Raw genomic sequence first — 25,572 nt, 5'->3', positions numbered from 1 at the left:
CGCGCGTGGCCACCTTTTGTTTTTGGGTAGTCATCGGGGACGGTCTTTAACGACTAGTCATTCAAGAACGTCGCAGGTGACTGGGTGAGAGAGGTGAGCGCATGGCGGATAACGAAGCTCTGTTTACGCCTGAGCTGGTGTTTTTTGATTGGGAGTGTGCAACGCCGGATGAGGTGTTTGCGCGGCTCGAGGGCGAGCTTGCACCACGTGGCTACATTGCGTCCGGTTGGCTCGACGCCGTTCGCACGCGCGAGGATGCCTATCCCACGGGTCTTGCCATGCCGGCGGCAAACATTGCCATTCCGCATACCGATCCGGGGTTTGTGGCCAAGCCCTATATCGCGGTGGTGAAGCCCGCCGCGCCCGTGACATTTAACGCTATGGCTGGCATGGGCGCTCCGGTGCCGGCGCAGATCGTCATCAATCTGGGCATCGCCGAGCCGGGCGGCCAGGTCGAGGCCCTGCAGGCACTCATGAACATCTTTATGGACGCCGATGCCGCAGCCGACGTGCTCGGCCAGACCACGCCCCAGGGCATGGTCGACGCCATCCGCCGTCACTTCTAAGGTGGGGCTGAGTCGGCACTTGGGGACTGTCCCTAACTGCCGGCTGCCAGAGCTGTCCCCTTTGCACCAAAATGGTGCAGATTAACCTGTCCCCAATGCACCAAGCGTGCCGCGGGGGCTGCGTTGTGACACAATGGCGTTTGTTCGATTCGTTATGCGAAAGGCCAACTATGGCAAATAAGAAAAAGAACTCCGAGGCCGCGCCGACGCCCGAGCAGCAGGCCCGCGCTGCCTCCAGCTCTCGCAAGAAGCAGCGCAAGACGTACGTGTCTAAGACCGTCAAGATCGTTCTGGTGGTCATCGGCGTGCTGGCGATGCTGCTTTCCGTCTCGGCGATGGCGTGCTCTGGCCTTATGTCGCAGGCCGAGGACACCTCGGGCTACAAGCTGACCGGCGGCGTTGCTGCTACTATCAACGGTACCAACCTCACCGAGGACACCGTGACCAAGCAGATCATGAGCATGCGCACGTCCTACGGCTACACCAAGGATGAGGATTGGGCGCAGTATCTGGTTGACAACGACCTCACTCCCAAGAAGTACCGTAAGCAACTCATCGACTCCTACACACAGCAGATTCTGCTTCAACAGGCACAGAAGGAGAACGGCGTGACGGTGTCGGATGAGGAGGTCGAGAAGGCTTGGAAGGACGCGTGCAAGAGCGCGGGCGGTGCCAAGGCCTTTAAGAAGACCCTCAAGACCTACGGCTATACCGAGGACACCTACAAGGATTCGCTCAAGGAGAGCCTGGCGCAGCAGAAACTCAAGGATGCCGTCGCGCCCACGAGCAAGCCCAAGGACAGCGAGATTGTCGATTACATCAACGAAAACCTGTCCAGCTACAACGACGCCCGCCGCTCGTCGAACATCCTGATCAAGGTTGATTCCGACGCTTCCGACGAGGACAAGGCTGCCGCCAAGGCCAAGGCGCAGGAGTGCCTGGACAAGATCAACTCCGGTGAGCTGAGCTTTGAGGACGCCGTTGAGCAGTACTCCGACGACACCGGCTCCAAGGAGAAGAAGGGCGATGTGGGCTGGGATAAGCTCACCACCTTTGTCGACAGCTACCAGACGGCGCTCGAGGGACTCAACAAGGGCGACGTGAGCGAAGTCATCGAGTCGACCTATGGCTACCACATCATCAAGTGCACCGACTACTTCCATGTCGATAATCAGGTTGATGACATCAAGCAGGTACCCAAGGACATCAAGAAGTATGTCTCCAACGTGGTGAAGACGCAGGCGGCCAGCACCGCGTACAGCGAGTGGCTGGAGCAGTACAAGAAGGACGCCGACATTACCGTCAATCCCATGCCCAAGGACGTACCCTATAACGTGAGCCTGAAGGGCGTCACCAAGAGTTCGACCGACGATTCGTCGACGACTGAGTAATCATGGGGCGGTGCTCGCGCGAGTGCCGCCCACGCTATTAGAGAGGATTTGCAGATGACCAACGAAGAGCTGCAGAAGGAAATGATCGCGGCCATGAAGGCCAAGGACAAGGTTCGCCTGTCCATCATTCGCCAGGTTAAGGCCGAGGTGAAGAATATCGAGGTTAACGAGCGCCGCGATGTGACCGAGGAAGACGTCAACAGCATGATCAAGCGTCTGATCAAGCAGACGAGCGAGACGCTGGAGATGTCCATCAAGGCCGGCACCGACCAGGAGCGTACCGACAACCTGACCGAGCAGGTCAAGATTCTGGAGAGCCTGCTGCCCGCGCAGGTTTCGGGCAAGGAGCTCGAGGCTCTGATCGAGCAGGTCATCGCCGAGCTGGGCGCCACGTCCAAGAAGCAGATGGGCCAGGTCATGGGGGCGCTCGGCAAAGCCACCGGCGGCAACTTCGACAAGCCTGCCGCGGCAAAGATCGTCGGAGCAAAGCTGGCTTAAGGGCCGAGCGGTACATAGTTGATGTTAAGGGGACGTGACCATTGCGGTCGCGCCCCTTTTTGCTGGGCTGGGCAATCATTGGGGACGGGCTTAAATGAGTGCCCAATGAGCGGGTACTCATTTAAGCCCGTCCCCAATGAGTGGGTTAAAGGTTGCGGGTTCTTTACGGGAATGTAGTGTGGGCTGCGGAAACGCGGTTCTTTCCGTACAATAGTTCAACTCGTGTAAACGCAGGGAAGGGACATTCATGGCAGACATGATCGAGATCAAGCATCTCAACAAGTACTTTGGCGACCTGCATGTGCTCAAAGATATCAATCTCACCGTCAAGCGCGGCGAGAAGCTCGTAATGATCGGGCCTTCCGGTTCGGGTAAGTCGACGCTCATCCGTTGCGTCGATTATCTGGAGGAGCCCACGTCGGGCGAGGTCGTCATCGACGGTACGCCGCTCACCAAAAAGAATCACCTGGAGATGGCTCGCAAGTATAGCTCTATGGTGTTTCAGCAGTTCAACCTGTATCCCAACATGACGGTGCTGGGCAACCTGACGCTCGCGCCCATCAAACTGCAAAAGAAGAGCAAGGAGGAGGCGACCGAGATCGCCATCGCTGCGCTCAAGCGCGTCGGCATGGCGCATAAGGCCGGCGAGTATCCGCAGAATCTCTCGGGTGGTCAGCAGCAGCGCATCGCCATCGCCCGTGCCCTGTGCACCAAGCAGCCCATCATCCTGTTTGACGAACCGACCTCGGCACTCGACCCCGAGATGGTCCAGGAGGTTCTGGACGTTATGATCGAGCTTGCGCAGGAAGATATCACCATGATCTGCGTGACGCACGAGATGGGCTTTGCACGCCAGGTGGCCGACCGCGTCATCTTTATGGAGGACGGCCGCATTTTGGAGGAGGGCACGCCCGAGCACTTCTTCGATAACCCCGAGAACCCGCGCTGCCGCGAGTTCCTGTCCAAGATTCTGCACTAGGCGCGGTGATGGACATGACGGATATGACGAGGGCGGCCGTGTCGCGCCGTCACTTTTTGCAGCTGGCGGGCGCCGGCATGCTCGCGTTGACGGGGACCGCGCTTACCGGTTGTGGCAACTCCACCAGTGGCGAGGGCTCCGACAAGGGGTCCAAGCTTGCGGCCATTAAGTCGCGTGGCCATCTGAATGCCGGCGTTAAGAAGGATGTTCCCGGCTACGGCTATTACGACACCGCCAAGGGCCGCTTTGAGGGCATGGAAGTCGATTTGTGCTACCAGATCGCCGCTGCCGTCTTCGGCGTGAGCTACAAGGAGGCCCGCGCCCAGGAGCTTGTCGAGTTTACCGACGTAACGCCCAAGACGCGCGGCCCACTGATCGATAACGGCCAGCTCGACGTGGTCGCGGCGACCTACACCATCACCGACGAGCGCAAGAAGAGCTGGGATTTTTCGACGCCGTACCGCACCGACTACGTGGGACTCATGGTCAAGAAACGTTCGGGCTTTACCTCGATTGAGGACCTGGACGGCAAGGTTATTGGCGTGAGCCAGGGTGCCACCACGCAGGGCCTGATCGAGCAGATGATCAAGGACAACGGCTTTAGCTGCAAGCCCGAGTTTAGGGCCTTTAGCGGCTATCCCATCATCAAGAGTTCGCTCGACGCCGGCAATATCGACGTCTTTGCCATGGACCGCTCCACGCTGGCCGGTTACATGAACGAGACCGTTGAGCTGCTGCAGCCCGAGGTCAAGTTTGGCGAGCAGGGCTACGGCGTGGCGACCAAGAAGGGCTGCGACCTTTCGGCTGTGGTCGATCAGGTAGTTTGCGATCGCCTGGCCGATGGCTGGCTCGACCAAGAGGTCAAGACCTGGGGTCTTGTATAGGCGCATCGTCCAAGGAAGGAATCAAATGCTCGAAGGATTGTTTGACGCCGACCGCTGGTCGACGACATTTCAAAACATGGGGCCCTTCTGGGAGGGCTTTGGCGTGACGCTGCAGGTGGTCGTTGCCGGCCTGCTGCTATCGCTGGTGCTGGGCACGCTGCTGGGCGTGTTCTCTACCACTCGCTCGCGCGTGCTGCGCGCCATAAGCCGTGTGTATGTGGAGTTTTACCAGAACACCCCGTTGCCCGTGCAGGTGCTCTTTATGTACATGGCTGGTCCGCAGTTTTTGCAGGCCATAACCGGTGCCGACCAGCCGGTGCGCATCGCGCCGTTCGTGCTGGGCTTCTTGGGTGTGGGCCTGTATCACGCGGCCTACATTTCGGAGGTCATCCGCACTGGTATCGAGGCGGTTCCGCGCGGTCAGATGGAGGCGGCCCAGAGCCAGGGCTTCACCCGTGCGCAGGCGTACTGGTACATCGTGCTGCCCCAGACATTCAAGATTATTCTGCCGCCGCTGTGTAACCAGGCGCTCAACCTGGTCAAGAACACGTCGGTGCTGGCGCTTGTGGCCGGCGGCGACCTTATGTACCGTTCCGACAACTTTGTGAGTCTGTACGGTTACCTGCAGGGATACATCGTCTGCTGCCTTATGTACTTCATCATCTGCTTTCCGCTCGCCATGCTGGTGCAGTGGCTCGAGCGCCGCTCCAAGGAGCGTCCGCGCGGCGTGAGCCTGGCCGAGCTGGGACTCGACAACGTAGAGGAGGCCTAGCGCATGGAAATCTTCAACGCGACCAACCTGCTCTACATTTGGGGCGGCTTTGTTAAGACGATCGAGATCTCGGCGCTGTCGATCTTTTTCTCGCTCATCTTTGGCACGGTGCTGGCGCTCGTTAAAAGCTATGCGCCCCGCCCGTTCCGTATTTTGGTGAGCGCCTATATCGAGCTGTTCCGCTGTACGCCAAACCTGCTGTGGATTCTGTTTATCTACTTTACGGTGCAGGGTTTGGACATTGTGATTTCGACCATCGCCTTTACGCTGTTTACCAGCGCTGTTATGGCCGAGATTGTGCGTGGCGGCCTCAACTCGATTCCGCGCGGCCAGTTTGAGGCGGCGCAGAGCCAGGGCTTCGGCTTCTTTGCCACCATGCGCTATATCATTCTGCCGCAGACGTTTAAGACGATCATTCCGGCGCTGTTTAGCCAGTGCACGACCGTCATTAAGGACAGCTCGTATCTTTCGGGCATTAACGTGGCCGAGCTCATGTACACGGCAAACGTTGTGATGGCTCACGCGATCGACCTGTCGCAGGTGCTTATGCTCTACGGCCTGGTGTTTGCGATGTACTTTGTGCTCAACTTTGGTATCTCGTTGCTGGTCCGAGCATATCAACGCCGTATTGTGGCAGCGTAGTCCTGCTTCCCCAAGCACGGCATCTTGCCCCTCAATCGTCGCTTGCGTACATTTAGTACGCGGCGCTCCTCTTTCGGGGCAATCTGCCGCACTTGGGAAACCAGGACGGTCGTAAGTGACAAAATGAGAATCAGGAATCGCCTATTTCTCATTTGTTAGAAAGGAATCGCGATGAGCGATCTGGAGAACAAAAAGAGCCCCGTGGTCATTACCATCGCGCGCGACTTTGGTGCCGAGGGCCACGAGATCGGACGCATCCTCGCCAACGAGTTGGGGATTCCGCTGTACGATAACGAGCTGCTGGTGCGTGCTTCGCTGCGCGCGGGCGAGTCGCTCGACAAGATGGCCGCTTACGACGAGCGCCTGGCCGTGGAGAACATGGCTTTTCTGCCCGACCGTTACGATGCGCGTTCGTACTCGGACAAGTTGTTCCAAAAGATGAGCCAGGTGATTTTGGATCTGGGTGAGACCGAGAGCTGCATTATCGAAGGCCGCCTGTCCGATTACCTGCTGCGTAACAACCCCAACCACATTGCCGTATTGGTGACCGCTCCCTTTGAGGACCGCGTCGAGATCGTGCGCAAAAAGCGCGGCCTCAACAAAAAGAAGGGCGCCAAGCTAGTTAAACAGCAGCAGAAGGCGCGCGAGGCATTCTACAAGCGCTACAGCGCCGGCAAGTGGAAGATGACGAGCGGCAAGGACATCGTCGTCAACCGCGCCAAGCTGGGCCGCGAGGGTTGTAAAGACGTCATCGCCGCCGCCTACCGCTACAAAGTGGCGCAGCTCGAAGGCTAATCGATCAAAAACCACCACAAAGGGGACAGGCACCTTTGTGGTGGTTTTTGTTTTAGGCGGAGAAAGTCAACTGGTTCTGCGGGGGCCGATCACTCAAAGAACTCAAAGATGCTCAAAAAACTCAAAGATGCTCAAAATACTTAAAGATTGTAGGGGCATAATTAAGTTGTATGAGTTCAAGGGAGGCTTTATGGCGGCACCGACGGCGTACAGGCAGGCAAATCCATTCACGCCGATGTTCGGACGTGTACCGGCGTATATGGCCGGCCGTGAGCAAATCATCGATGATATGGTGCTGGCGTTTGAAAATGACGACTCCGATCCCAATCTTTGCTCGGTTTTCTATGGTGCACGTGGTACAGGTAAAACGGCGCTTTTGGCATATCTGTCGTACCGCGCCCAGCAAGAGGGCTGGATTACAGCGAATGTGACGGCCTCGGAGGGGATGCTCGAAGACATTTTGCAGCGCCTCAACGAATCAGCCGCCCATCTGATCGAAAAGCCCGCTTCTAGGCGTGTGAACAGTGTCGGCATTGCCCACGTAGGAAGCATGAGCTGGGAAAACATCGATGTTGAATTTGAGGGCGCTAACTGGCGTACTAAGATGAACGCTTTGTTTGCTCAGCTTGAAGCGACTGACACCGGGGTGCTTATCGCCGTTGACGAAGTGGATGTATCGTTTGCGCAAATGACGGAGCTTGTTACTACCTACCAGCACTTTGTAAGCGAGAATAAAAAGGTAGCTTTGCTTATGGCGGGGCTGCCGTTTCGCGTGCTGGCGCTGCTGACGGGGAAATCGACATCGTTTCTTCGTCGCGCGGCTCAACATTCGCTGGGATCAATTTCACCGACTGAGGTAAAAGAAGCGTTTCGACTAACGATTGAGGACGGCGGCAAGACGATTTCTGATGAGGCGATTGACCTCGCTGCCAAGGCGATCGATGGCTTTCCATTTATGTTCCAGTTGGTGGGGTATCGGGCATGGAATGCTTCGCGCCAAGCCTCCGAGGTTTCTATTGAGGATGTCGAACGAGGCGCGAAACTTGCGCAAGAGGAGCTGGAATCGCGAGTTTTCGCTTCAACAGCGGCGGAACTTTCACGAGGGGACCTTGAATTTCTTCGTGCAATGAATCCGGTTGGGACGACGACCAGGCAAGAGCTGGCAGCGAGGCTTAAGAAGAGTTCCGGTTCGATTTCAACGTATAAAAAGCGTCTGGTAGAGGCTGGGGTAATTGAAGAGCCTCTACAAGGACGTTTTGAGTTTGCATTGCCAGGCTTTGGCCGATATGTCGCATCGCTTTACTAGAGGGTCGTTGCTGCGAAGGATCGCTTCGTGTCCCTTTACTGTCTCGATCTGTAACAATAAGCCTGCTTTTAGGGGCCTATCTGTTACAGACTGAGACAAACTGGCAGAGTGGCCTTCTGCTCCGCTCAAACCACCGCAAAGGGGGCCTTTGTGGTGGTTTTTGTTTTAGGCAGAGGGGAAGGCTTTGGCGAGACCGGCGCGCGTCTGCGTGTCGGTCTTTTGGTAGATAGAGCTCAGGTGGCGCTGTACCATGCGCATCGAGATGCCGAGTTCCTCGGCGACCTGCTTGAGCGGGCGTTCATCCTGGGTCACGGCTATGAGCACGTCGACTTCGCGCGGGGTGAGAGCGTGGTCGGCGATGAAGGCCTGGCGTTGCTCTTCGATGGTGGGGGCGGTGAGTGCTTCTTTTGCCAGTTGCTCGCGCTCGCGCTCCTGCTCGGTTTGGGGCAGGCGAAACAGGCCGGCTGCCACGAATGCCGCGCAGGCGGCGACGAGCAAAACGAGCGCGCCGATCATAATGAGGGCAACGTTGTCCGAGGTTACGAGCGCCAGCGAGAGGCCCGATGTAGTGAATGCGCATACATTGTTGTCGGCGCGTCCCATGCCGGCCCAGAGGGCGGGCGCATGCATGCGCGGTGCCAGCTGTGTAAAGGTGGCGGTAAAGAACGTGACAAAAAAGCCCGAACTCAGATAAAAGACGACAAGGCCCAGGTTGGGATCGGCGCCGGCCTCCACGGCCAGGATGGAAATGGTCGAGAGCACGGCGATGCCGAGCATGACAAGTCCCATGTAGCGGCGCTCGGCAAGGTCAAAGATAAGACCGGCGGCAAGGCCGCTTGCCGCCAAAAAGAGGCGCGGCCAGGTTTGCACGGCAATGGTGCCGTGGGCGTTGGAGAGTGTGACCACGTTGTCGAGGGTCGAGAACAAGCAGGCAAGAATCATGACGAGCGCGATGCTCCAGCATGACTGTTTGGCGAGGGCATGAGAGGGCTCAATAAAGGGATTGATGGCGGAGTTGGAGCTCTCGGCGGCCTTTTGGGGAACGACGCTGAGGGCGGAGATGGCGATAGTCGCTGCGCCAAGGACGATGAGCTCGACGATGCCACCGCAATTGAGCAGGTTGACGGCGAACTGCATCAGGATGCCCGCGGCATAGGCCGCTCCCGCACCGGTGGCGAGCTTGGGATCATCTTGGAATGCCAACGAAAAGGCGTGGTGCGCTGCGGCGCCTAACAGGCCGAGTCCGAGGAATGCGAGGCAGCCCAGAATCTCGAGGGCAAGCGGGGCCGTGGGGGACTGGATCTGAATCAGCCCCAAGATGGCGATAGGGACGGCGGCACTGACAACTGCCTGAGGCTGGCCTTTGCGCTGCGCATGATCAAGCAACGGAGCGTATCCGATAAAGCCGATCACGCTGGCGCCAAGGATAAGGCCCTGTGCGAGCACAACGCGCTCGGCGCCGGCGAGTAGCCCGATATTGATATCGAAGCGAAACTCGGCGGCAAGGAAGACGAAGGTAAAGAGCGCGAGTGCCAAAAGCGCGTTAATTTTAGGCTTGCTCAGGTTCAAGGACAGTCCTTTGGGTGGACGAATGATCGTGTCCTCGATTGTAGCGTTCCCGGGACGAGTGTGGCGATGGTGAAATCATATTGAATTAAACCGCAGGTAGAGGCCTAGGTTCACATCTACGAACCTAGGCATACGGAGTCATTTGACACATCTTGGTGGTACAGGACCACCACAAAGGGGACAGGCACCTTTGTGGTGGTGTCCCTACGACCAAGGAGGGCGTTATGTGCGGAAGCCACTTTGATAAGCAAACTCAGCGTGAGCGCACCTGCTCGCTGGTTCACGGTACCCGGTGTTGTGTGGGTGCCAAAATAGCTTGCGCCGGCGCGTGTGCGCTTATGGTCGGCCAGCTGCTGCTGCCGAGCGTGGCGCTGGCGACGGAATGCGCCGATCCCGCCGCTGGGACGGATGAAGTTGCCGCGGCTCCGGTGACGCCGACGGTTGCGGAGGATACGGCCGCAACGACCGCACCAGCCGCTTCGACCGTGCCTGCAGCCGATGCTGCTCCGGCGGCGCAAGCCACCGCTGAGCCTCAGCAGACGGCCCCGACTGGCGCCACCGATGAATCCAACGATGCGGCACCCGCTGAACAAAATACTCCCAGCGACAACGCCGCCACGCCGGCGAATGACGCCATCATGCCCTGCGGTGTGACCGATGTTGTTGGCGGCAGCGGCGTTAGGGTCAATATTACGGTGCGGAACAATTACACCGACATCAAGAAAGAAGAAACGATTGAGTATGTGAAGGGGATTGCCCTTGTAGATGGAGACCAGTCTGCTCTCGATGGTAGCGCTTTGACTTTTATCGGCCTGGGGGACTTGATCGTCCATGCGGCGTATGACAGTGCGAGCAATAAAACAACGCTTACCCTGGATATCAGCAAGATTCAGAGACAGAAGGAGGAGCAGAAGTACTTTACGGAGTACAAGGAGAATAAGTCCAAGATGACGACCACCTATGATGGATCCAAGCTTACGTATACGGGTACAGAGCCCGGGAATATCATCATCGGTGATCCGGACGACGCCTTTAAAGGAGATACCGAGGCGACCGGGAAACCCACTATTAACGAGATCCGGGATGACTACTACACCCGCACCCATGTCTACGAGAGGGCGTGCCTTGTTATCCCGGCAGCGGAATCAGAATCGGAATCCATCTCCTTTGCCAATGTTCAGAATACGAACTTCAATTGGCAGCTGGATACTGGTCCGCAGGCGACGGCAGGTGTCCCTAACTACGATGCAGATAAATACGAAATCGCTTATGAATGCTGGCAGGAATTTGAAAACAACGAACCCGTTGCTGCCTGGTATTCCGATAACGGCTCACATGGTTCCCTGCCGACTATTACAAAGTTTAAAAGCGGGAAAGAGTACGTGTATTCTCTTATGCTGAAGCCAAAAGACGGATATTCCTTCAGCGATGAAACCGTTGTTACCGTAAACGGGGAAACCGTAAAGTCGAGTCTAAGCGGAGAATTCCTGTATGTCCCTGCTATTAAAACAATTACGATGCCTGCTTCGTCGGAAAACGAAGCTCTTGAGAATCTAAACGTCAACGATGTGAAAACCGACTATGCGCCCGGCGAGGCGCCGCGTGCGACCGCGACGATTCCTGCCGCCGATGCCGATAAGTATGAGATCGCCTATGAGTGCTGGGAAGAGATGGATGGCAGCGACCCTGCGGAGCTCAAGCCCGTTGCCTTCTGGTATTCCGATCCCGCAATGTACACGCCGGGCATGAAGAAGATCGACCACTTCGAAGAGGGCAAGTTCTACATGTATTCCGTTGAGCTGAGGCTCAAGGGCGACAATACCGTGGCTGATGACTGCGAAATGAACGTCAACGGTCATTGGGCGCACCACATCAAGACCGCCAACGGCGTCTTCGCGCCACACACTGACAATATGCTGTGCGAGCAGCCGATTGATGAATGGCGGGCAATCGACGTTATCGAGATCAACGGCGCCACGACTATCTTTAAGGCGGGCGACAAGCCGGTCTTTACGGCGAATGTTCCGACGGCCTCCAACTCCCTTCCTCAGTGTGAGTTCTGGACGGGCAGCGATGGCAGCGAAGTGAACTCTCAGAAGTTCTGGGATCAGAACATTACGAATCACATCGACGCCTTTAAGCCTGGCGTGACCTATCGCTACGGCATCTACCTCAAGTCCGCGCGCGGCTTCTACTTCACGCCCGACACCAAGCTGATGATCAACGGCCAGGAGTGCGGCTACCAGGTCGCGGATAGCGTATCCGATGAGGACAGCGGCTGGATCTACACCCTGTGGCTCAACACCGATCTGACCTTTACGCCTGAAGCCACGCCGACTCCCGATCCGCAACCTACGCCGGATCCCAAGCCGACACCGCAGCCTGAGGTTAAGCCCGAGACCAAGCCCGAAGTGAAGCCCGAGACCAAACCCGCGGCCAAGCCGGCTACGACCACCACGGTGAGCAAGACGGTTGAGAAAGCCACGCCGGCCAAAAAGTCCGCCGCCGTCCTGGCCGCCACGGGCGACACCACCGCGATGACGGTCACCGCCCTGGGCATCGCCGGCGCAACCGTTGCCGCCGCAGGCATCGCCGCGACCAAGCGCCGCAAGCGCTAGGTTTTGGTGACGGCGCCTATCCTCGGCTTCAGCAAAATCTCGATCTGTAACACCAAACTGCCCAAAACGGCTCTAGATGTTACAGATTGAGATGAACCGAATGGCCGCCAATCTAATGTCTCGATCTGTAACACCAAGCGGGGAATTTGACCTCTAGCTGTTACAGATCGAGACAAACCGACCGGCCGAGTCCAGAACCACCGTAAAGGTGCCTGTCCCCTTTGTGGTGGTTTGCGCAGGTAGAACGGTAGGTTCGTATATATGAACCTACCGTTCGCTTTGTTTTTGGACAACGATTACGCTGGATGACTTTTGGTTTGCAGGAAAGGAACGACCATGAGGTGGACTACTGCTCGAGCGCTTTGCCGACGGCTGACGGTTGCCACGGTGACCCTCGCGATGGTGACGGGTTCGTTTCCCGCGGGCGCGTTTGCTGAGGCCCTCAACACCGACGGCACTTTTGTGCAGACGGATAACGGCCAAGCAGCCGACGCCGCTCCCGCCGATTCGGCTGACGCCCAAACGTCAGACTCTGCTTCCGCCGACCCCGCGCCCGATGCCGGCGCCGCCGACCCCACAGTGCTCGATAGCGGTGATACCCCTACGCCCCCGCCCTCCGAGATTGCATCGGCGGCGGGCCTAACGGGCGCCGGGCAGACCGAGAGCACACCTGCGGGTACGCTCGCCACTGATCTTGTCGAGGGCAAGGAACTCGCCGAGCAGCAGAAGCAGGAGGAGACCGCCGAAGCCGAAGCAACCTGGAATGAGGATCTTGGGCTCTGGATGACCTCGAAGGGCGCTACGGGCGTAAAAGGCGAATACGATGATGGCTACGTGGCCGGCGAGCAGACTCCCGCGCAGTACTACTTCTCGATCGATAGCCTCACCAACGAAATTTCTATCGAGTATGGCGACGCGGGCATTACCACGTTGGAGGTGCCCTCGACCATCGACGGCAAAAATGTCGTGAGTCTTAAGGGCATGGGAAACGTTGCGCTCACATCAATTACGTTTGCCCCCGATTCGCATATCCGCTCTGTGGGCGGTTTGGGCGGCAGCAGCATCAAGGAAATCGCACTGCCCGATTCGGTTGAGGAACTGGGCTGGAATGCGTTTACTGGAAGCAAGACACTTCACACGGTGACCTGGCCCAACAACGCGGCCTTTACCACGATTCCCGAGCAGGCCTTTGAGGGCTGCGAACAGCTTGACGACAATGTGGTGGCAACGCTGCCACCTTCGGTTAAGACTATCGACTATCGCGCCTTCGCCAATTGCGGCGTACCGCAGTTCTATGTCTCGGACACAACGGTACTCACCTTTACGCAGATCAACGTGCCGGGCACGGTGGAGCGGATTGAGCGCTATGCCTTTGACGGGTGCTCGCACGTGTCATCGGTGACGATCGGCGATGGTGTCAAATCTATCGGGGCGCTCGCGTTCGCCTCTCTTGATCCTGCGATTGCCGGCAAAGAGATTGTGCTACCCAAAAGCGTGGAAATGATAGAGTGGGGAGCTTTTGAGAACACGAGATACGGAAACGAGACGAACCATAATGCCGTTGCCCTGCGCGTGATGAACCCCGATCTTCAGTTTGGTGAGGCGGGCTATCCGGGCGACTATAATGAGCGCGTGACAATCGATGGCGTAACGTATACGATTCCCTTTGGTGAAGGCCAGACCATCTATGCCTATGCGACCGATTCGGCTGGCAACCCCTCGATGGTCAAAAAGCTTGCCGATGCCGTGGCCGATCGCAAGGACTCCGTCGATTCCTCGAAGCCTGCCTACACGTTTGAGTGGATGGGCGAGGCGGCCCAGGTGACGGGCAAACTTCCCCAGAGCGCGGCGGCCGTGCTCTTGCAGGCGGGGCAGTCCACGCCGTTGACGGTTGGCGACGACGGCTCCGTTGCTGCCAACGTCCTCTCCAAGACGGCAGCAACGCTGCGCATTTCGCTCAGCGGTTACTATGACATGGTGCTGGCGCGCCCGGGCGACCAGATGACGGGCACATGGAATATCGGAGAGATTAAGGCGGAGGACTTTACCAAGATTCCGGCTTCGCGCGCGATTGAGCTCAACGTGGGCTATCTTGAACCGATTATGGGCCAGGATAAGACCGAACGCATTGAGCTCGATAGTCTCGATAACATCGATCTGACGGTGAAGAACGGCGGCAAGACGCTTAAGCCTGCCAAGGGTGACAAGGAAAACGACTTCCGTATCCAGGGCACAGCGCTCGTGGTGTCGCAGGCCATTGCCGACGCGGACCAGGATCTGGAGATAACGCTCGAGCCCAAAGACAGCCTCAAGCTGGGTGGGACGACGGCGACGGTGAAGCCCTCGGCCGGCAAGGTCGATATCGACTTGAAGCCCTGGGGCACGGCGACGGTCGCGACCAAGGGCGACTACCAGGGCGCTAACCGCGTGCTGGTGTTCCGTACGTCCGACGGCAAGCTGGTCGCCGACGGCGTCACCTATCTGATGGGTTACGAAGACGATGGCACCACGCCTATCATGAAGGCCGAGACGCCGCGCCTTAAGGCCGGTTCGTACACCATCGTCGCCTTTAACAAGACGAGCTACGACATCCAAGCGACGAGCTATTCCACGTTTAGCCGCCTAGGGCTGACCGTGGGTAAGCATATCGCGCAAAAGCAGGTGAAGATTGAGGACGGCAAACAGCTCGACGTGACGCTCGACGTCCCCACGTTTGACGTGGAGACGTATCGTGCCGAGCGCGGGCTGACGGCGGGCTCGGTTATCGCTGATTCGTCCGCGGTCGTTGGCGTGGAGACCGAGCTGCGCATTCATTACGAGCTCAAGGACAGCCAGGCTGCCAAGATTGAGATTCCGCTGGCCAAGGATGCCGTCGGGGATGTGTCCGCAGGCTCTCGCGAAGCCGGCGCCAGCTCCGAGGCCATGTGGGCTGACACAACTTGGGAGGGCGACAACCTCGTTCTCAATATGAATAAGGGCATGGGCGCCGATGTGTTTGTGCGCTTTAAGCCTAAGGCCGCGGGCATCTATGCCATCTCGCCGCTTATTACGCTGGGCGAGGTGACGTTGCCGCTGGGAAGCACCACACTCGAGGTTAGCGGATCGCGCATCGAGGTCGACAGCACCGACGTTCACAGCCTACTGGGCAATGTGGCCTACGTATACGCAGCGCCCGGAAAAAGCGTGCAGCTTACCGTGGGCGTGGGCGCCTCGGCCGCAAAGTACACCGGCAAGACCAATAAACTCGGCCGTGCCAAGATTGAATACGACCTGCCGCAGGATACGCTTGCCGCCGAGCGTGTGACGCTCGAAGCGCGCGTGGGCTCGACCGCTGCTGCCGCCGCTGCTGCCGAGGTAACGGCTCGCAATTATGTGCGCTATGTTCCGGGCGCTTCGGTCTGGAACTTTGATGTGACGTATCGTGGCGGTACGCAAAGCCTGGTCAAGGACGGCAAGGACACCGGCAAGAGTCTGTGGACCTTCCACCATCTGCCGCAAAAGAAGAACGCCTACTGGACGTTCGATATCACGCTCGAGGTGGGAAACGAAGAGGCCGCCGACACGCTCGACCTGTACGTGGACTGCGTGGATGGCAAGACGGTGACGATTCCTCTGACTCAAAAGTCGCGCGAGGGCACCCATGTGCGCTATGTGGCGGAGTATGTGGACGAGGGTTACCTTAAGCTGCTCGACGAGTTTAACAAGGCGAATGACTCGACCTATGTGAACTGCGGCAACTTTGAGCAGATCTTTATGCCGCAGACCTACCGCATCTCCAATGCTCAGCTTATGACCATGCTGAGTTTTGACGCCAACGCTTCGGCCAAAAAGCATTCCGCCGCGGCCGAGGAGCGCCAGCAGGAGTTCTCGAATGCCGTGCAGCAGTGGCACGAGTATATGATGGATAACTCGTTTAATGATGTCGACGAGGCCTTTAACGACGCGATTGACCAGATGGTCGCTGATGCGTTTGCCGAGGAGGACGAGAACGGTAAAGAGGACGAAGCCCAAGGTGGAGCTGCCCGTAAGGCTCGTCGCGCCCCTGCCGCCAGCGACGGCGAGGGTGATGGTGCTGGCAACGACGAGGCCGCGCAGTTTGCGGCTGAGCTCAAGGCCGCGGTCGGCGGGTCGGCGGCGCTGCTGACCCAGCAGGGCGACAGCTATGGCGTCAATGTGGACAAGATGATCTTTGAGGATGCTTACGGCACCAGCGAGGATTGGTATCAGGAACTCGCGGCGGCCCAGGGCGCGAACGCTGCGGATGCGGCCGCCATCAAGGAGCTCGTCGACCATGCATCGCGAGCGGAGTTTATTGCCCAGCAGGCCGAGGATCTGGTGGGCCAGTCGATGGGTATCGGCCAGCTCAACCAATACGGAAGCTGGAATGACGCAACCGCTGCGGCGCTCAACAAGTGTGCGGGCATTAAGGCCAGCGAGTACAACGGCCAGTCGACGAGCGGGTTTAACGATTTGGGCCAGGCGCTCGGCAGCTCGCTGAGCTACAAGGCGGCTGACGACGATACCGTCAAGGGCTTTAAGGTCGCCGCGCCCGATGGCGAGCAGACGGCCTATATCGAGTCGGAATTTATCGAGAACTCCAATAACAACAAGAACCAGGCGCTTCTGTTTAACTCGATCGCCATGCAGTGCGACATTCTGGACGACCTGTACGACAACTGGAATGTGGTCCATAGCCTCAACAACTCCAAGGTGCGCGGATGGCTCATGGCCTGGAAGCTCAACGGCGACGTGAGCGCCCATATGAAGCTCATCCGCACGATCCGTTCGCTCAAGAGCTATAAGATCGAGTGCGAGATGTTCGGACAGGTCTTTAAGACCGATGCGTGGAAGGCGGCCGGCCAGGCGTTTCCCGCGGCGACCCAGGGTATCGGCATCTTTACCGGCATTTACGGCGTGAACGATGCCAGCAAGAACTGGGAGAACGTGAACGTCCGTATGCAGAAGGTGAAGGGCGAGCGCGAGGGCTATGAGCTTCAGCATACGCGCTTGCTTGCCAAGCCCGAGAAGACCGAGGACGACTGGAAGTGCATTTACGCGCTGCGTGACGCCATGGAGAAGGCGCGTGCGTTTGAGGATCTGCTGTATCGCCAGCTCTGCCACGACAGCACCGATGTGGCGGTGGGCTCCATTATGACAATCGCCGGCGTGCTGACGGCCGGTTCGGCGGGTACCGTGGTGGGCGCCGCCTATGATGCAGCTTCGACCAGCGTAGGTTCGGAGCGCGCGATTAAGCTGACCAATGCCGAATGCGCCTACGATGTTGCCTGCGAGCAGGTGGAGCGCGCATGCCAGAATCGTATTACGGTCAACTGGGGCGAGCTGACCGATGCCGAGGTCTACAAGGCCAACAAGGACGGCTTGATCTCGGATGAGAAGATGCAGTCGATCTTTGAGGCGCGTTATCGCAATGTGGCTGCCAAGGCTGCACCCGACCCTGCGGGCGTGGTGTACGAGGGCCTGCTGTCCAATACGGTTGAAGGCGCGACGGTTGAGCTGTGGAGCGCCGACGATGCGGCCGGCACCAATGCCACGCGTTGGGATGCCGAGGAGTATGAGCAGGACAATCCGCTTGCAACGGGTGCGGACGGTGCGTACAACTGGAATACGCCGACCGGCTGGTATCAGGTGCGCGTGACCAAGGACGGGTATGAGGAGGCGCGTTCGGCTTGGCTGCGCGTGCCGCCGATTCAGACTGAGGTGAACATCGGTTTGGTGTCGACGGCGGCGCCCGAGGTGGCTTCGGCCCATGCCTATACCGATTGCATCGAGGTTGAGTTTGCGCAGTATATGGACGCGAGCGACGATGCCCTGGTCGCATTGTGCTCGCAGGGCTTGGGCGACGTGACGTATACGTGGCTCGACAAGCAGGACGATCCCAATGGCAAGCCGTTGTCGCGCGTGCTGCGCATTCGCTATGCCGATGCGCGTGAGGCGGGCTCGACGGTGGCGTTTGAGCTTGATGGCGCTCGGAACTATGCCGGCACGGCCATGTCGCGCTGGGCAAGCGGGGAGCTTGCCGTGGGCGTTCGTGCCGACAAGCTCAGGCTCAACGTGGAGCAGGCCGTGACCATGCTTGAGGGCAGTGACTTTGAGCTGGTGGCGCACGTGACCGATAAGGCGGGCAAGCCGTTCGCGGGCGCCAAGGTTAGTGTTGGGCTGGAGTCCTCGGCTATCTGCTCTGTCGATGCCACCCAAGCCGTGACGGGCGAGGACGGCGCGGCGACGTTTGTGCTGCATGGTGCTCTGCCCGGTTTGACGACGTTGACGGCGGCGGTGGACGGCACGGCGCTGTCCAAGCAGGTCGACGTGCGCGTGTCTGCCGAGGCAGTGCGACCGGCGCGACCGGTGGCGACGATTGGTGCGACGACGTTTGGTGCATGGTCGCCCAAGGAGAACTACATTACGGTGCCCAAGGGTACGAAGCTGGAGCTTTCAGCCGAGGACGGCACGACGATTTGGTACACCACCAACGACACCTGCCCCTGCCGTGACGAAGGCCGCGTAAAGTACATCGAGCCCATTGCGCTCGATAGCAACATGTATGTGCGCATTGCGGCACAGCGCCCTGGCATGTCGTACAGCGAGTATTCCGAGCGTTTGAACATTACGATCACGGTGACCGATGAGGCGGTGCCTGAGCCCAAGCCGGAGCCCGAGCCCAAGCCGGAACCCAAGCCGACGCCTGGCAGCGGTGAGCAGGGTGGCGGTGCGGATGGCTCTGGCGGTACCGGGGCTCCTGCGGGTGGTTCGACTTCGACGACGACAACGGTGACGACGGACAAGTCCAAGGGTAAGGGCAAGAACGGTAAGAAGTCCGATAACGCGGTGCTCGTCAACACGGGAGACGCCACTGCGATGACGGTCGCCGCCCTGGGTATCGTCGGCGCAACCGTTGCCGCCGCCGGTGTTGCCGCGACCAAGCACCGCAAGCGCTAGGTTTTGGCGACGGCGCCCATCCTCGGCTTTTGCAAGATCTCAATCTGTAACACCAAGCCAGATATTTGGGTTCCAGGTGTTACAGATTGAGACAAACTGTTCGGCCGCCAACCTAACGTCTCGATCTATAACACGTAGCGAGGAATTTGGCCTCCAACTGTTACAGATTGAGACAAAGCGGGGGGCGGCTGGAGAAATATCTCGATCTGTAACAACTACAAGGCTCAACAGGGCCTAACTGTTACAGATTGAGACAAAACGACCGGGCAAGTCCCCAACCACCACAAAGGTGCCTGTCCCCATCGTGGTGATCGGGCGGCCGGCATAAAAAAAGTCCCCGCCGGGCGTGTGCTCGACGGGGACTTTGCCGTTTGGTGGCTAGCGCCGCAGGTGATTACTCGCCCAGCAGGCTCTTGGTGATCGAAGCGGCGGCCTTCTTGCCGGCGCCCATCGCCAGAATGACCGTAGCGGCACCGGTGACGATGTCACCGCCGGCCCAGATGCGGGGATCGGTGGTCTGGCCGGTCTCCTCGTCGGCAACGATGTAGCCCCACTTGTTGAGCTCCATCTTGCCGCCGATCTTTTTTGCGAAGGGGTTGGCGTTGGTGCCGATAGCCGAGATCGCGACGTCGCAGGGGATCTCCTCGATGGCGCCCTCGATGGGCACCGGGCGACGACGGCCGGACTCGTCGGGCTCGCCGAGCTCCATCTTCTGGACCTTGACGGCGCACACGGAGCCGTCTTCGCCAGCGACAAACTCGAGCGGGGAGACGAGCGGCAGAACCTCGACGCCCTCGGCCTTGGCGTGGTGCAGCTCGGCACGACGGCAGGGCATCTCGTCCTCGGTACGACGGTAGGCGATGATGGCGTGCTCGGCGCCCAGACGCTTGGCGGTACGGACGGCGTCCATAGCCACGTTGCCGCCACCAAAGACGACGACGTTCTTGCCGTGCTTGGTGGGGGTGTCGTACTCGGGGAACTTGTTGGCCTTCATCAGGTTCACGCGGGTGAGGTACTCGTTCGCGAAGAAGACGTTGGGCAGGTTCTCGCCGGGGACGTTGAGGAACTTGGGCAGGCCAGCGCCGGTCGCCACGTAGATGGCGTCGAAGCCCTGCTCGAACAGCTCCTCGGCCGTGGCCATGTTGCCCACGACGGAGTTGTACTCAAACTTGACGCCCATGTCCTCCAGGCCGTCGATCTCGCGCTTGACGACTGCCTTGGGCAGACGGAACTCGGGGATGCCGTAGACCAGCACGCCGCCGCCGGTGAAGAAGGCCTCAAAGACGGTAACGTCAAAGCCGTTACGGGCGAGCTCGCCGGCGCAGGTGATGCCGGACGGGCCGGAGCCGACGACGGCGACCTTCTTGCCGTTCTTGGGGGCCATCTTGGGCGTGGAGGCGAGCTCGGGGCGGTCACCCAGGAAGCGCTCGAGCTGGCCGATGGCCACGGGCTCGGACTTCTTGCCACGGATGCACTTGCCCTCGCACTGGTTCTCCTGCGGGCAGACGCGGCCGCAGATGGCGGGAAGCATGGAGTCCTCGCGGATGGTATCGAGAGCGCCGCCGAAGTCCTTCGCGCGGATCTGCTCGATAAAGCGGGGGATGTTGATGTTGACGGGGCAGCCCTCAACACAGAACGGCTTCTTGCAGTTGAGGCAGCGCTCGGCCTCGGCCAGCGCCATCTCCTCGGTGAAGCCCTTGTCGACGGGGCGGAAGTCGCAGGCGCGCTCGGCAGCCGGCTCCTCGTTATCGGGGGTGCGGGGCGATTTCATATCGGCAACGAAACGACCGTTAACTAGTGGCATGCGCAGCTCTTTTCCTCATAGGCCTTGAGGGACTCGCCCTCTTCGGAACGGTAAGCGGCCTGGCGGGCACGAAGGTCATCCCAGTCGACCAGGGTGGCATCGAAGTCGGGGCCGTCGACGCAAGCGAACTTGGTCACGCCGCCCACCTCGACGCGGCAGCAGCCGCACATGCCGGTGCCGTCAACCATGATGGGGTTGAGCGACGCGGTGATGGGGGTGTCGTACTTCTGGGCGGTGAGGGTCGAGAACTTCATCATCGGAACGGGGCCGACGCAGAAGACCTGGCTCACGGCCTTGTCCTGCAGCAGGCGCTCCAGCGGAGCGGTGACAACGCCCTGCTCGCCGTAGGAGCCGTCGTCAGTGGTGATGTGGATGTGGTCCTCGTCGAGGAGCTCGCGGAACTGGTCCTCCATGAGCAGGAGGTCCTTGGTGCGAGCGCCCATGATGGCGTGCACCTCGTGGCCGGTCTCGACCAGGTGCTTGGCGACCGGGAAGGCAATTGCCAGGCCGACGCCGCCGCCAATGACGGCGCAGGGGCCCTCGGCCATCTCGGTGGGAACGCCCAGCGGGCCCACGACGTCGCGCAGCGACTCGCCGGCCTCGTAGGTGGAAAGCATTTCGGTGGTCTTGCCGATCACCATGAAGATGAACTCGACCCAGCCCTCGTCACCGTTCCAGCCGGCCAGGGTAAACGGGACGCGCTCGCCCGTCTCGTTGGCGCGAACCATGAGGAACTGTCCAGCGTGCGCATGCTTGGCGATTGCAGGCGCCTCGATGCGGAACTTGAACACCTTCTCCGAGAACTGCGTCTTCTCCAGGATCTTATACATAGAACCCCTCTCTTGTTAGGGCCGCCGAACCGTGCCTCCACGGAAATGGACGGTAGCCCGAATAAAACCGTACGCGCACAGGCGTTGTGCAGACATACGGTGCAAATTATACCCTCATGGACATGTCACTTACGTGTGTCTTCGGCTGTTGGGAGCAGGGTTTATCCACTTTGGCCTACCAAAGGGGAGAGGTTTATTTTGGTCAGTTTTATCAGGTAAAACGGCAAATGGGGCCGGCCTCGGGTTGTGATGAGGCCGGCCCCCTTTGGGGTGCTATGCATGTATGTCGGCGCGCGGTTGATTGCGATGCCGCAACTGGGGCGTTTCCGCAGGTAAAACCTGCCAAAATAAACCTGTTCCTAAATGATAGGTTTTAGTGCTTGCCGTTGGCGGAGGCGGCGCCGTTGACATGGTCGCGGGCATAGACCACGCCGTGCACGATCGCCAGGCCGGCGGCGTCGGCCGCGCGGGCGCAGGTGTCCTGGAAATCCTCGGCCTCGCGGGCGCGCAGCTGCTTAAGAACGTAGTCGGCGACGGCCATCTTGCCGGGAGGGTTGCCGATGCCGGTGCGGATGCGGCTGAAGTCGCGGCTGCCCATCTTGTCGATGATGGAGCGCAGGCCGTTGTGACCGGCGTGGCCGCCGCCCACCTTAACGCGGACGTCGCCGGCGGGAATATCGAGCTCGTCGTGGATTACGAGCAGCTCCTCGGCCTTGATCTTGTACTCGCGGCAGAGCTTGGAGATGGGGCCACCCGAGGTATTCATATACGACTGCGGCTTGACCAGTACAATCTGGCGCTTACCGCCCTCTTCCTCGGGATCGTTGATGTTGATGAGCGCGACCTCGGCGCCTGCTTGGTTTTTCCAGTACGTGACGCCGGCCTGACGGGCCAGCTCGTCGATTGCTTTGAAACCAGCGTTGTGACGGGTCTCGGCATATTCCTCGCCAGGGTTGCCAAGTCCGGCAACCATGCGAATCTTAAGCGGCTGTGCAGCTGCCATGTTTATCCTTTCGTTGATTTGTCGCCTGCTATGGTGAGCGACCCTGTTGCCGCTGTCAAATGGAGGGTAATTGAGGGCGTTTAGGGGCGTTTGGACGGCCGTCGAAATCAGAGGTGGACAGTTAGTTCAGATACGTATAAGTTCTGAGGACTCGAAGTGCTCAATTCAATGCCGATACGTTGTTTCGGAGCTTTAGTTAGTCCATATGGCGCTGTTTTGAAGTCTACCCTGCCTTCAAATAGGGCGAATGGTATAGAGATAGCTGCAAAACAGCCTAATTCAATGTGTCCATCTATACGTATCTGAACTAACTGTCCAGTCCTGTTCGGCGGCGCGCGGGTGATTCGCCGTTTAGACCGCCGCAAGGCCGATTCCAGCCCGCAGAGCGTTGAGCCAAGCGGCCTGACGCTTGCGATAGCCCTTGATACGGTATCGGAATCGGACTCCCGCGAGTCGATGCATCGTTTGGGCGAAGGCTTCGAGTGCAACAAGGTCTTTCATTTGGTCGCGATTGATAACCAGGACGTGGATGCCCATTGCCTTGAGGCCATTATTTCGATTGCCATCGTGGATGCGAGCGTTTTGAAGCTCATGCCCAATTCCGTTGTATTCGTTGTCGACTCCGGCTGCCGGGCAATATAGGTCGCAGATGGCATAGGGGATGCCCGAGGACATGTTGACCGCAAGAGTGTCGAAGTCGATTCGATAGTTGAGTAGCAGGCCTCCCATGGGCAGACTGCAACATCCGAATCCTCCAAAGCGCATGGGCGCTCCGAGAACGGCAAACATTAGGGATTCGGCTGGGGATGCAGATCCGGGTCGGGCAAGTTTGACTGCCGTGCGAAACGATGTGTATGAGCTACTTTTGGCAAGCTGTGCAACAGCCTCGAGATCTTCGATGGTCGTGGCGGGCTCGCATTTGTAGTGTGCCTGTTCGTAGCGGGTTTCGTTCTGCTGTTCGGTCGCCGACTGGTCGCCCCGGCAATCGAGGTCGTCCATCGCTTCGTAGTCATCGCCCTCGGGCCAGATGCCGTCATAGGCAATGGGGTATGTTGCCCCGGGAGGAAGGGAGTAGGTTCCGAGCAGTTCCATGAGAAGCATCAGGGTTTTGGCGACTGATTCATTTTTGGAACAAAGCATGGCTGTCATGGCGGGAGACGTTGCGTAGATGTCGGCCTCGACGTGCATAATTGCACCTTCAGGAAGAGGAGCGGAGAGAATATGCTGAAGAAGTCGCCTGTCGCGGCGTCTGTTGTCTTCGTTTGAAACGAGAAGATCGAGCAGTTCGGAATCATCTTCATTCCAGGCGTCGAGTATCGAAAGTGCACCAAAGTCTATCGCGTCATTGTTGGGAATACAGCTAGCCAAGGCATGTGCTTGCTGTTCGCTATCAACGAAGTCCCAGGGTAGGGCAGAGTACGCCCGTCGTGCGCGACGAATTGCGCGGAGGGCGGAGAGATGTGAAATCACGGTCGTCATAGCTATAACGTACTAAGTTGGCGGCAGAATGCGACCGCCATACCGTTCTTTTCGCTCAGCGGGGCGCTGCGCGCCATGAACGGCTGGGTGTTATGAATTCGGTGGAATCGGTTGAGGGGATTGCAGGAAATTGAGCTCTGCCGCGAAGGTTGACGATAGCTGCTGGACAGTTAGTTCAGATACGTATAAGGCAGCGGCGTTCGAGGCGTTTCTAAGGGCCTTTGAGGGCGATTTGAGGATAAATATGCAGCGGTTGTACTCGAAAACGATGAGCTTTGGACGGCATGGCATGCGCCGGGGAGGTCAGAAGGCTCCGAACGGTCCTTTGGAGCTTTAGAAAAATACGTATCTGAACTAATTGTCCAGGGCGGGTTGACGAGGGATAGAAAAAGGGTCGGAAGCGAGCTTCCGACCCTTTAAAAGCATCAAAGATGATGCGATGCGCGTTGGATTACAGCGCGAAGTCGCCGCCGACGAGCGTGGAGACGGGCTCCTCGTGGTAAACGGCGGAGATGGCCTGAGCGAACTCCTCGGCGACCGAGATGGTCTTGATCTTGCCGCCGACCTCGACGGGAATGGCGTCGGTGACGACGCACTCGACGATCGGGGCGTCGTTCAGACGCTCGATGGCCGGACCGGAGAAGATACCGTGGGTGGCGCAGACGTAGATATCGCCAGCGCCCATAGCCTTGAGCTCCTTGACGTTGGCGCACAGGGTGCCAGCGGTGTCGATCATGTCGTCGTTGATGATGCAGGTCTTGCCCTTGATGTCACCGATGATGCCCATGACCTCGGCGGCGTTGTGGCGCGGACGGCCCTTGTGGGCGATGGCCAGGTCGCAGCCGAGCATGTCGGACAGCTTCTTGGCGGCCTTGGCGCGGCCCACATCGGGGGAGACGACAACCAGGTTGTCGGTGTCGAAGTTCATGGCGTTGTAGTACTGGCCAAACAGCGGCAGTGCGGACAGGTGGTTGACCGGGATATCGAAGAAGCCCTGGATCTGACCCTGGTGCAGGTCGAGGGTGATGATGCGGTCGACGCCGGCGCGCTCGAGCAGGTTGGCGACGAGGCGGGCGGTGATGGGCTCGCGCGGGCCGGCCTTGCGGTCCTGGCGGGCATAGCCGTAGTGGGTGATAACGGCGGTGATGGAGCGGGCGGATGCGCGCTTGGCAGCGTCGGTGGCGATGAGCAGCTCCATGAGCATGTCGTTGACGTTGCCGCCGGCCACGGACTGAATCAGGAAGACGTCGGCGCCGCGGACGGTCTCGTCGTAGCGGGCGTAAATCTCACCATTGGCGAACTGCTTTAGCGTAAGGCCCGAAAGCTCGACCCCAAGGTACTCAGCAATCTTCTGAGCGAGGGGACGGTTGGAGGAACCGGAATACACGCGGATGGACTTGCGCATATTCTCCGACTTCTCGGGATCATTAATCGGCATTACCCTTCTCCTTTATACATCGAATGCCATATAGATGCCTT

At 59.0% G+C, this 25,572-nt stretch carries 17 protein-coding genes; 11 read left to right on the top strand and 6 right to left on the bottom strand.

The features are described 5' to 3' along the window. The first annotated feature begins 101 nt into the window (after positions 1 to 101). The 9 genes from AAAX31_RS05920 to AAAX31_RS05880 all read left to right on the top strand — a co-directional run bounded on the left by AAAX31_RS05920 (position 102) and on the right by AAAX31_RS05880 (position 7,833). Positions 102 to 566 (top strand): PTS sugar transporter subunit IIA, encoded by a 465-nt coding sequence (locus tag AAAX31_RS05920; RefSeq protein ID WP_349076526.1) that lies wholly within the window; start codon positions 102 to 104, stop codon positions 564 to 566. 170 nt (positions 567 to 736) lie between these two features. Continuing rightward, positions 737 to 1,957 (top strand): peptidylprolyl isomerase, encoded by a 1,221-nt coding sequence (locus tag AAAX31_RS05915; RefSeq protein ID WP_349076525.1) that lies wholly within the window; start codon positions 737 to 739, stop codon positions 1,955 to 1,957. Positions 1,958 to 2,011: 54 nt separating this feature from the next. After that, a complete protein-coding gene (locus AAAX31_RS05910) occupies positions 2,012 to 2,455 on the top strand; it encodes a GatB/YqeY domain-containing protein (RefSeq protein WP_117629799.1) in 444 nt (147 codons plus the stop codon). 247 nt (positions 2,456 to 2,702) lie between these two features. Continuing rightward, positions 2,703 to 3,434, top strand: coding sequence for an amino acid ABC transporter ATP-binding protein (locus tag AAAX31_RS05905; protein ID WP_022094215.1), 732 nt, complete (start codon positions 2,703 to 2,705; stop codon positions 3,432 to 3,434). A gap of 8 nt (positions 3,435 to 3,442) precedes the next feature. Then, positions 3,443 to 4,318 (top strand): transporter substrate-binding domain-containing protein, encoded by an 876-nt coding sequence (locus tag AAAX31_RS05900; RefSeq protein ID WP_117848438.1) that lies wholly within the window; start codon positions 3,443 to 3,445, stop codon positions 4,316 to 4,318. Positions 4,319 to 4,343: 25 nt separating this feature from the next. Continuing rightward, a complete protein-coding gene (locus tag AAAX31_RS05895; RefSeq protein ID WP_035136546.1) occupies positions 4,344 to 5,090 on the top strand; it encodes an amino acid ABC transporter permease in 747 nt (248 codons plus the stop codon). Positions 5,091 to 5,093: 3 nt separating this feature from the next. Continuing rightward, entirely contained in the window at positions 5,094 to 5,732 is a 639-nt protein-coding gene (locus tag AAAX31_RS05890) for an amino acid ABC transporter permease (RefSeq protein ID WP_055285379.1), read from the top strand. A gap of 171 nt (positions 5,733 to 5,903) precedes the next feature. Further along, positions 5,904 to 6,527, top strand: a complete 624-nt coding sequence (locus AAAX31_RS05885) for a cytidylate kinase-like family protein (protein WP_022094991.1) — start codon at positions 5,904 to 5,906, stop codon at positions 6,525 to 6,527. A 190-nt stretch (positions 6,528 to 6,717) separates the two neighbouring features. Further along, complete coding sequence (locus AAAX31_RS05880; RefSeq protein ID WP_117769786.1) at positions 6,718 to 7,833, top strand: AAA family ATPase; 1,116 nt, start codon at positions 6,718 to 6,720, stop codon at positions 7,831 to 7,833. Between the two features lie 165 nt (positions 7,834 to 7,998). On the opposite strand, the gene AAAX31_RS05875 is transcribed toward AAAX31_RS05880, so the two are convergent. Continuing rightward, positions 7,999 to 9,402, bottom strand: a complete 1,404-nt coding sequence (locus tag AAAX31_RS05875; protein ID WP_349076524.1) for a helix-turn-helix transcriptional regulator — start codon at positions 9,400 to 9,402, stop codon at positions 7,999 to 8,001. 224 nt (positions 9,403 to 9,626) lie between these two features. Between AAAX31_RS05875 and AAAX31_RS05870 the strand changes: the two genes are divergently transcribed. Beyond that, positions 9,627 to 12,020, top strand: a complete 2,394-nt coding sequence (locus AAAX31_RS05870; RefSeq protein WP_117769748.1) for an LPXTG cell wall anchor domain-containing protein — start codon at positions 9,627 to 9,629, stop codon at positions 12,018 to 12,020. Positions 12,021 to 12,356: 336 nt separating this feature from the next. Beyond that, positions 12,357 to 18,977, top strand: coding sequence for a leucine-rich repeat protein (locus AAAX31_RS05865; protein WP_349076523.1), 6,621 nt, complete (start codon positions 12,357 to 12,359; stop codon positions 18,975 to 18,977). Positions 18,978 to 19,371: 394 nt separating this feature from the next. On the opposite strand, the gene gltA is transcribed toward AAAX31_RS05865, so the two are convergent. The 5 genes from gltA to AAAX31_RS05840 form a co-directional block, all read right to left on the bottom strand. Continuing rightward, positions 19,372 to 20,781, bottom strand: coding sequence for an NADPH-dependent glutamate synthase (gene gltA / locus AAAX31_RS05860; protein ID WP_022094914.1), 1,410 nt, complete (start codon positions 20,779 to 20,781; stop codon positions 19,372 to 19,374). Continuing rightward, entirely contained in the window at positions 20,772 to 21,611 is an 840-nt protein-coding gene (locus tag AAAX31_RS05855) for a sulfide/dihydroorotate dehydrogenase-like FAD/NAD-binding protein (RefSeq protein WP_006235793.1), read from the bottom strand. Before AAAX31_RS05855 ends, gltA begins: the two co-directional genes overlap by 10 nt. Positions 21,612 to 21,984: 373 nt before the next feature. Then, positions 21,985 to 22,614 (bottom strand): aminoacyl-tRNA hydrolase, encoded by a 630-nt coding sequence (pth, locus tag AAAX31_RS05850; protein WP_006235792.1) that lies wholly within the window; start codon positions 22,612 to 22,614, stop codon positions 21,985 to 21,987. Between the two features lie 351 nt (positions 22,615 to 22,965). Further along, entirely contained in the window at positions 22,966 to 24,093 is a 1,128-nt protein-coding gene (locus AAAX31_RS05845) for a hypothetical protein (protein WP_117769751.1), read from the bottom strand. Positions 24,094 to 24,544: 451 nt separating this feature from the next. After that, the gene (locus tag AAAX31_RS05840) at positions 24,545 to 25,531 is read right to left on the bottom strand and encodes a ribose-phosphate pyrophosphokinase (RefSeq protein WP_117769752.1); all 987 of its coding nucleotides are present in this window, start codon (positions 25,529 to 25,531) and stop codon (positions 24,545 to 24,547) included. Positions 25,532 to 25,572: the final 41 nt, after the last annotated feature.

Origin of the sequence: Collinsella sp. CLA-ER-H5 (assembly GCF_040092375.1) — a bacterium.
Classification (GTDB): Bacteria; Actinomycetota; Coriobacteriia; order Coriobacteriales; family Coriobacteriaceae; genus Collinsella.
The sequence above is the reverse complement of the archived record's forward strand: the minus strand, read 5'-3'. Positions and strand labels throughout refer to the sequence as shown.

Excerpts from the sequence above, each read along its gene's own strand:
- AAAX31_RS05920 (WP_349076526.1), top strand. The coding sequence starts at position 102 with ATGGCGGATAACGAAGCTCTGTTTACGCCTGAGCTGGTGTTTTTTGAT.
- AAAX31_RS05915 (WP_349076525.1), top strand. The coding sequence starts at position 737 with ATGGCAAATAAGAAAAAGAACTCCGAGGCCGCGCCGACGCCCGAGCAG.
- AAAX31_RS05910 (WP_117629799.1), top strand. The coding sequence starts at position 2,012 with ATGACCAACGAAGAGCTGCAGAAGGAAATGATCGCGGCCATGAAGGCC.
- AAAX31_RS05905 (WP_022094215.1), top strand. The coding sequence starts at position 2,703 with ATGGCAGACATGATCGAGATCAAGCATCTCAACAAGTACTTTGGCGAC.
- AAAX31_RS05900 (WP_117848438.1), top strand. The coding sequence starts at position 3,443 with ATGGACATGACGGATATGACGAGGGCGGCCGTGTCGCGCCGTCACTTT.
- AAAX31_RS05895 (WP_035136546.1), top strand. The coding sequence starts at position 4,344 with ATGCTCGAAGGATTGTTTGACGCCGACCGCTGGTCGACGACATTTCAA.
- AAAX31_RS05890 (WP_055285379.1), top strand. The coding sequence starts at position 5,094 with ATGGAAATCTTCAACGCGACCAACCTGCTCTACATTTGGGGCGGCTTT.
- AAAX31_RS05885 (WP_022094991.1), top strand. The coding sequence starts at position 5,904 with ATGAGCGATCTGGAGAACAAAAAGAGCCCCGTGGTCATTACCATCGCG.
- AAAX31_RS05880 (WP_117769786.1), top strand. The coding sequence starts at position 6,718 with ATGGCGGCACCGACGGCGTACAGGCAGGCAAATCCATTCACGCCGATG.
- AAAX31_RS05870 (WP_117769748.1), top strand. The coding sequence starts at position 9,627 with ATGTGCGGAAGCCACTTTGATAAGCAAACTCAGCGTGAGCGCACCTGC.
- AAAX31_RS05865 (WP_349076523.1), top strand. The coding sequence starts at position 12,357 with ATGAGGTGGACTACTGCTCGAGCGCTTTGCCGACGGCTGACGGTTGCC.
- gltA (WP_022094914.1), bottom strand. The coding sequence starts at position 20,781 with ATGCCACTAGTTAACGGTCGTTTCGTTGCCGATATGAAATCGCCCCGC.
- AAAX31_RS05855 (WP_006235793.1), bottom strand. The coding sequence starts at position 21,611 with ATGTATAAGATCCTGGAGAAGACGCAGTTCTCGGAGAAGGTGTTCAAG.
- pth (WP_006235792.1), bottom strand. The coding sequence starts at position 22,614 with ATGGCAGCTGCACAGCCGCTTAAGATTCGCATGGTTGCCGGACTTGGC.
- AAAX31_RS05845 (WP_117769751.1), bottom strand. The coding sequence starts at position 24,093 with ATGACGACCGTGATTTCACATCTCTCCGCCCTCCGCGCAATTCGTCGC.
- AAAX31_RS05840 (WP_117769752.1), bottom strand. The coding sequence starts at position 25,531 with ATGCCGATTAATGATCCCGAGAAGTCGGAGAATATGCGCAAGTCCATC.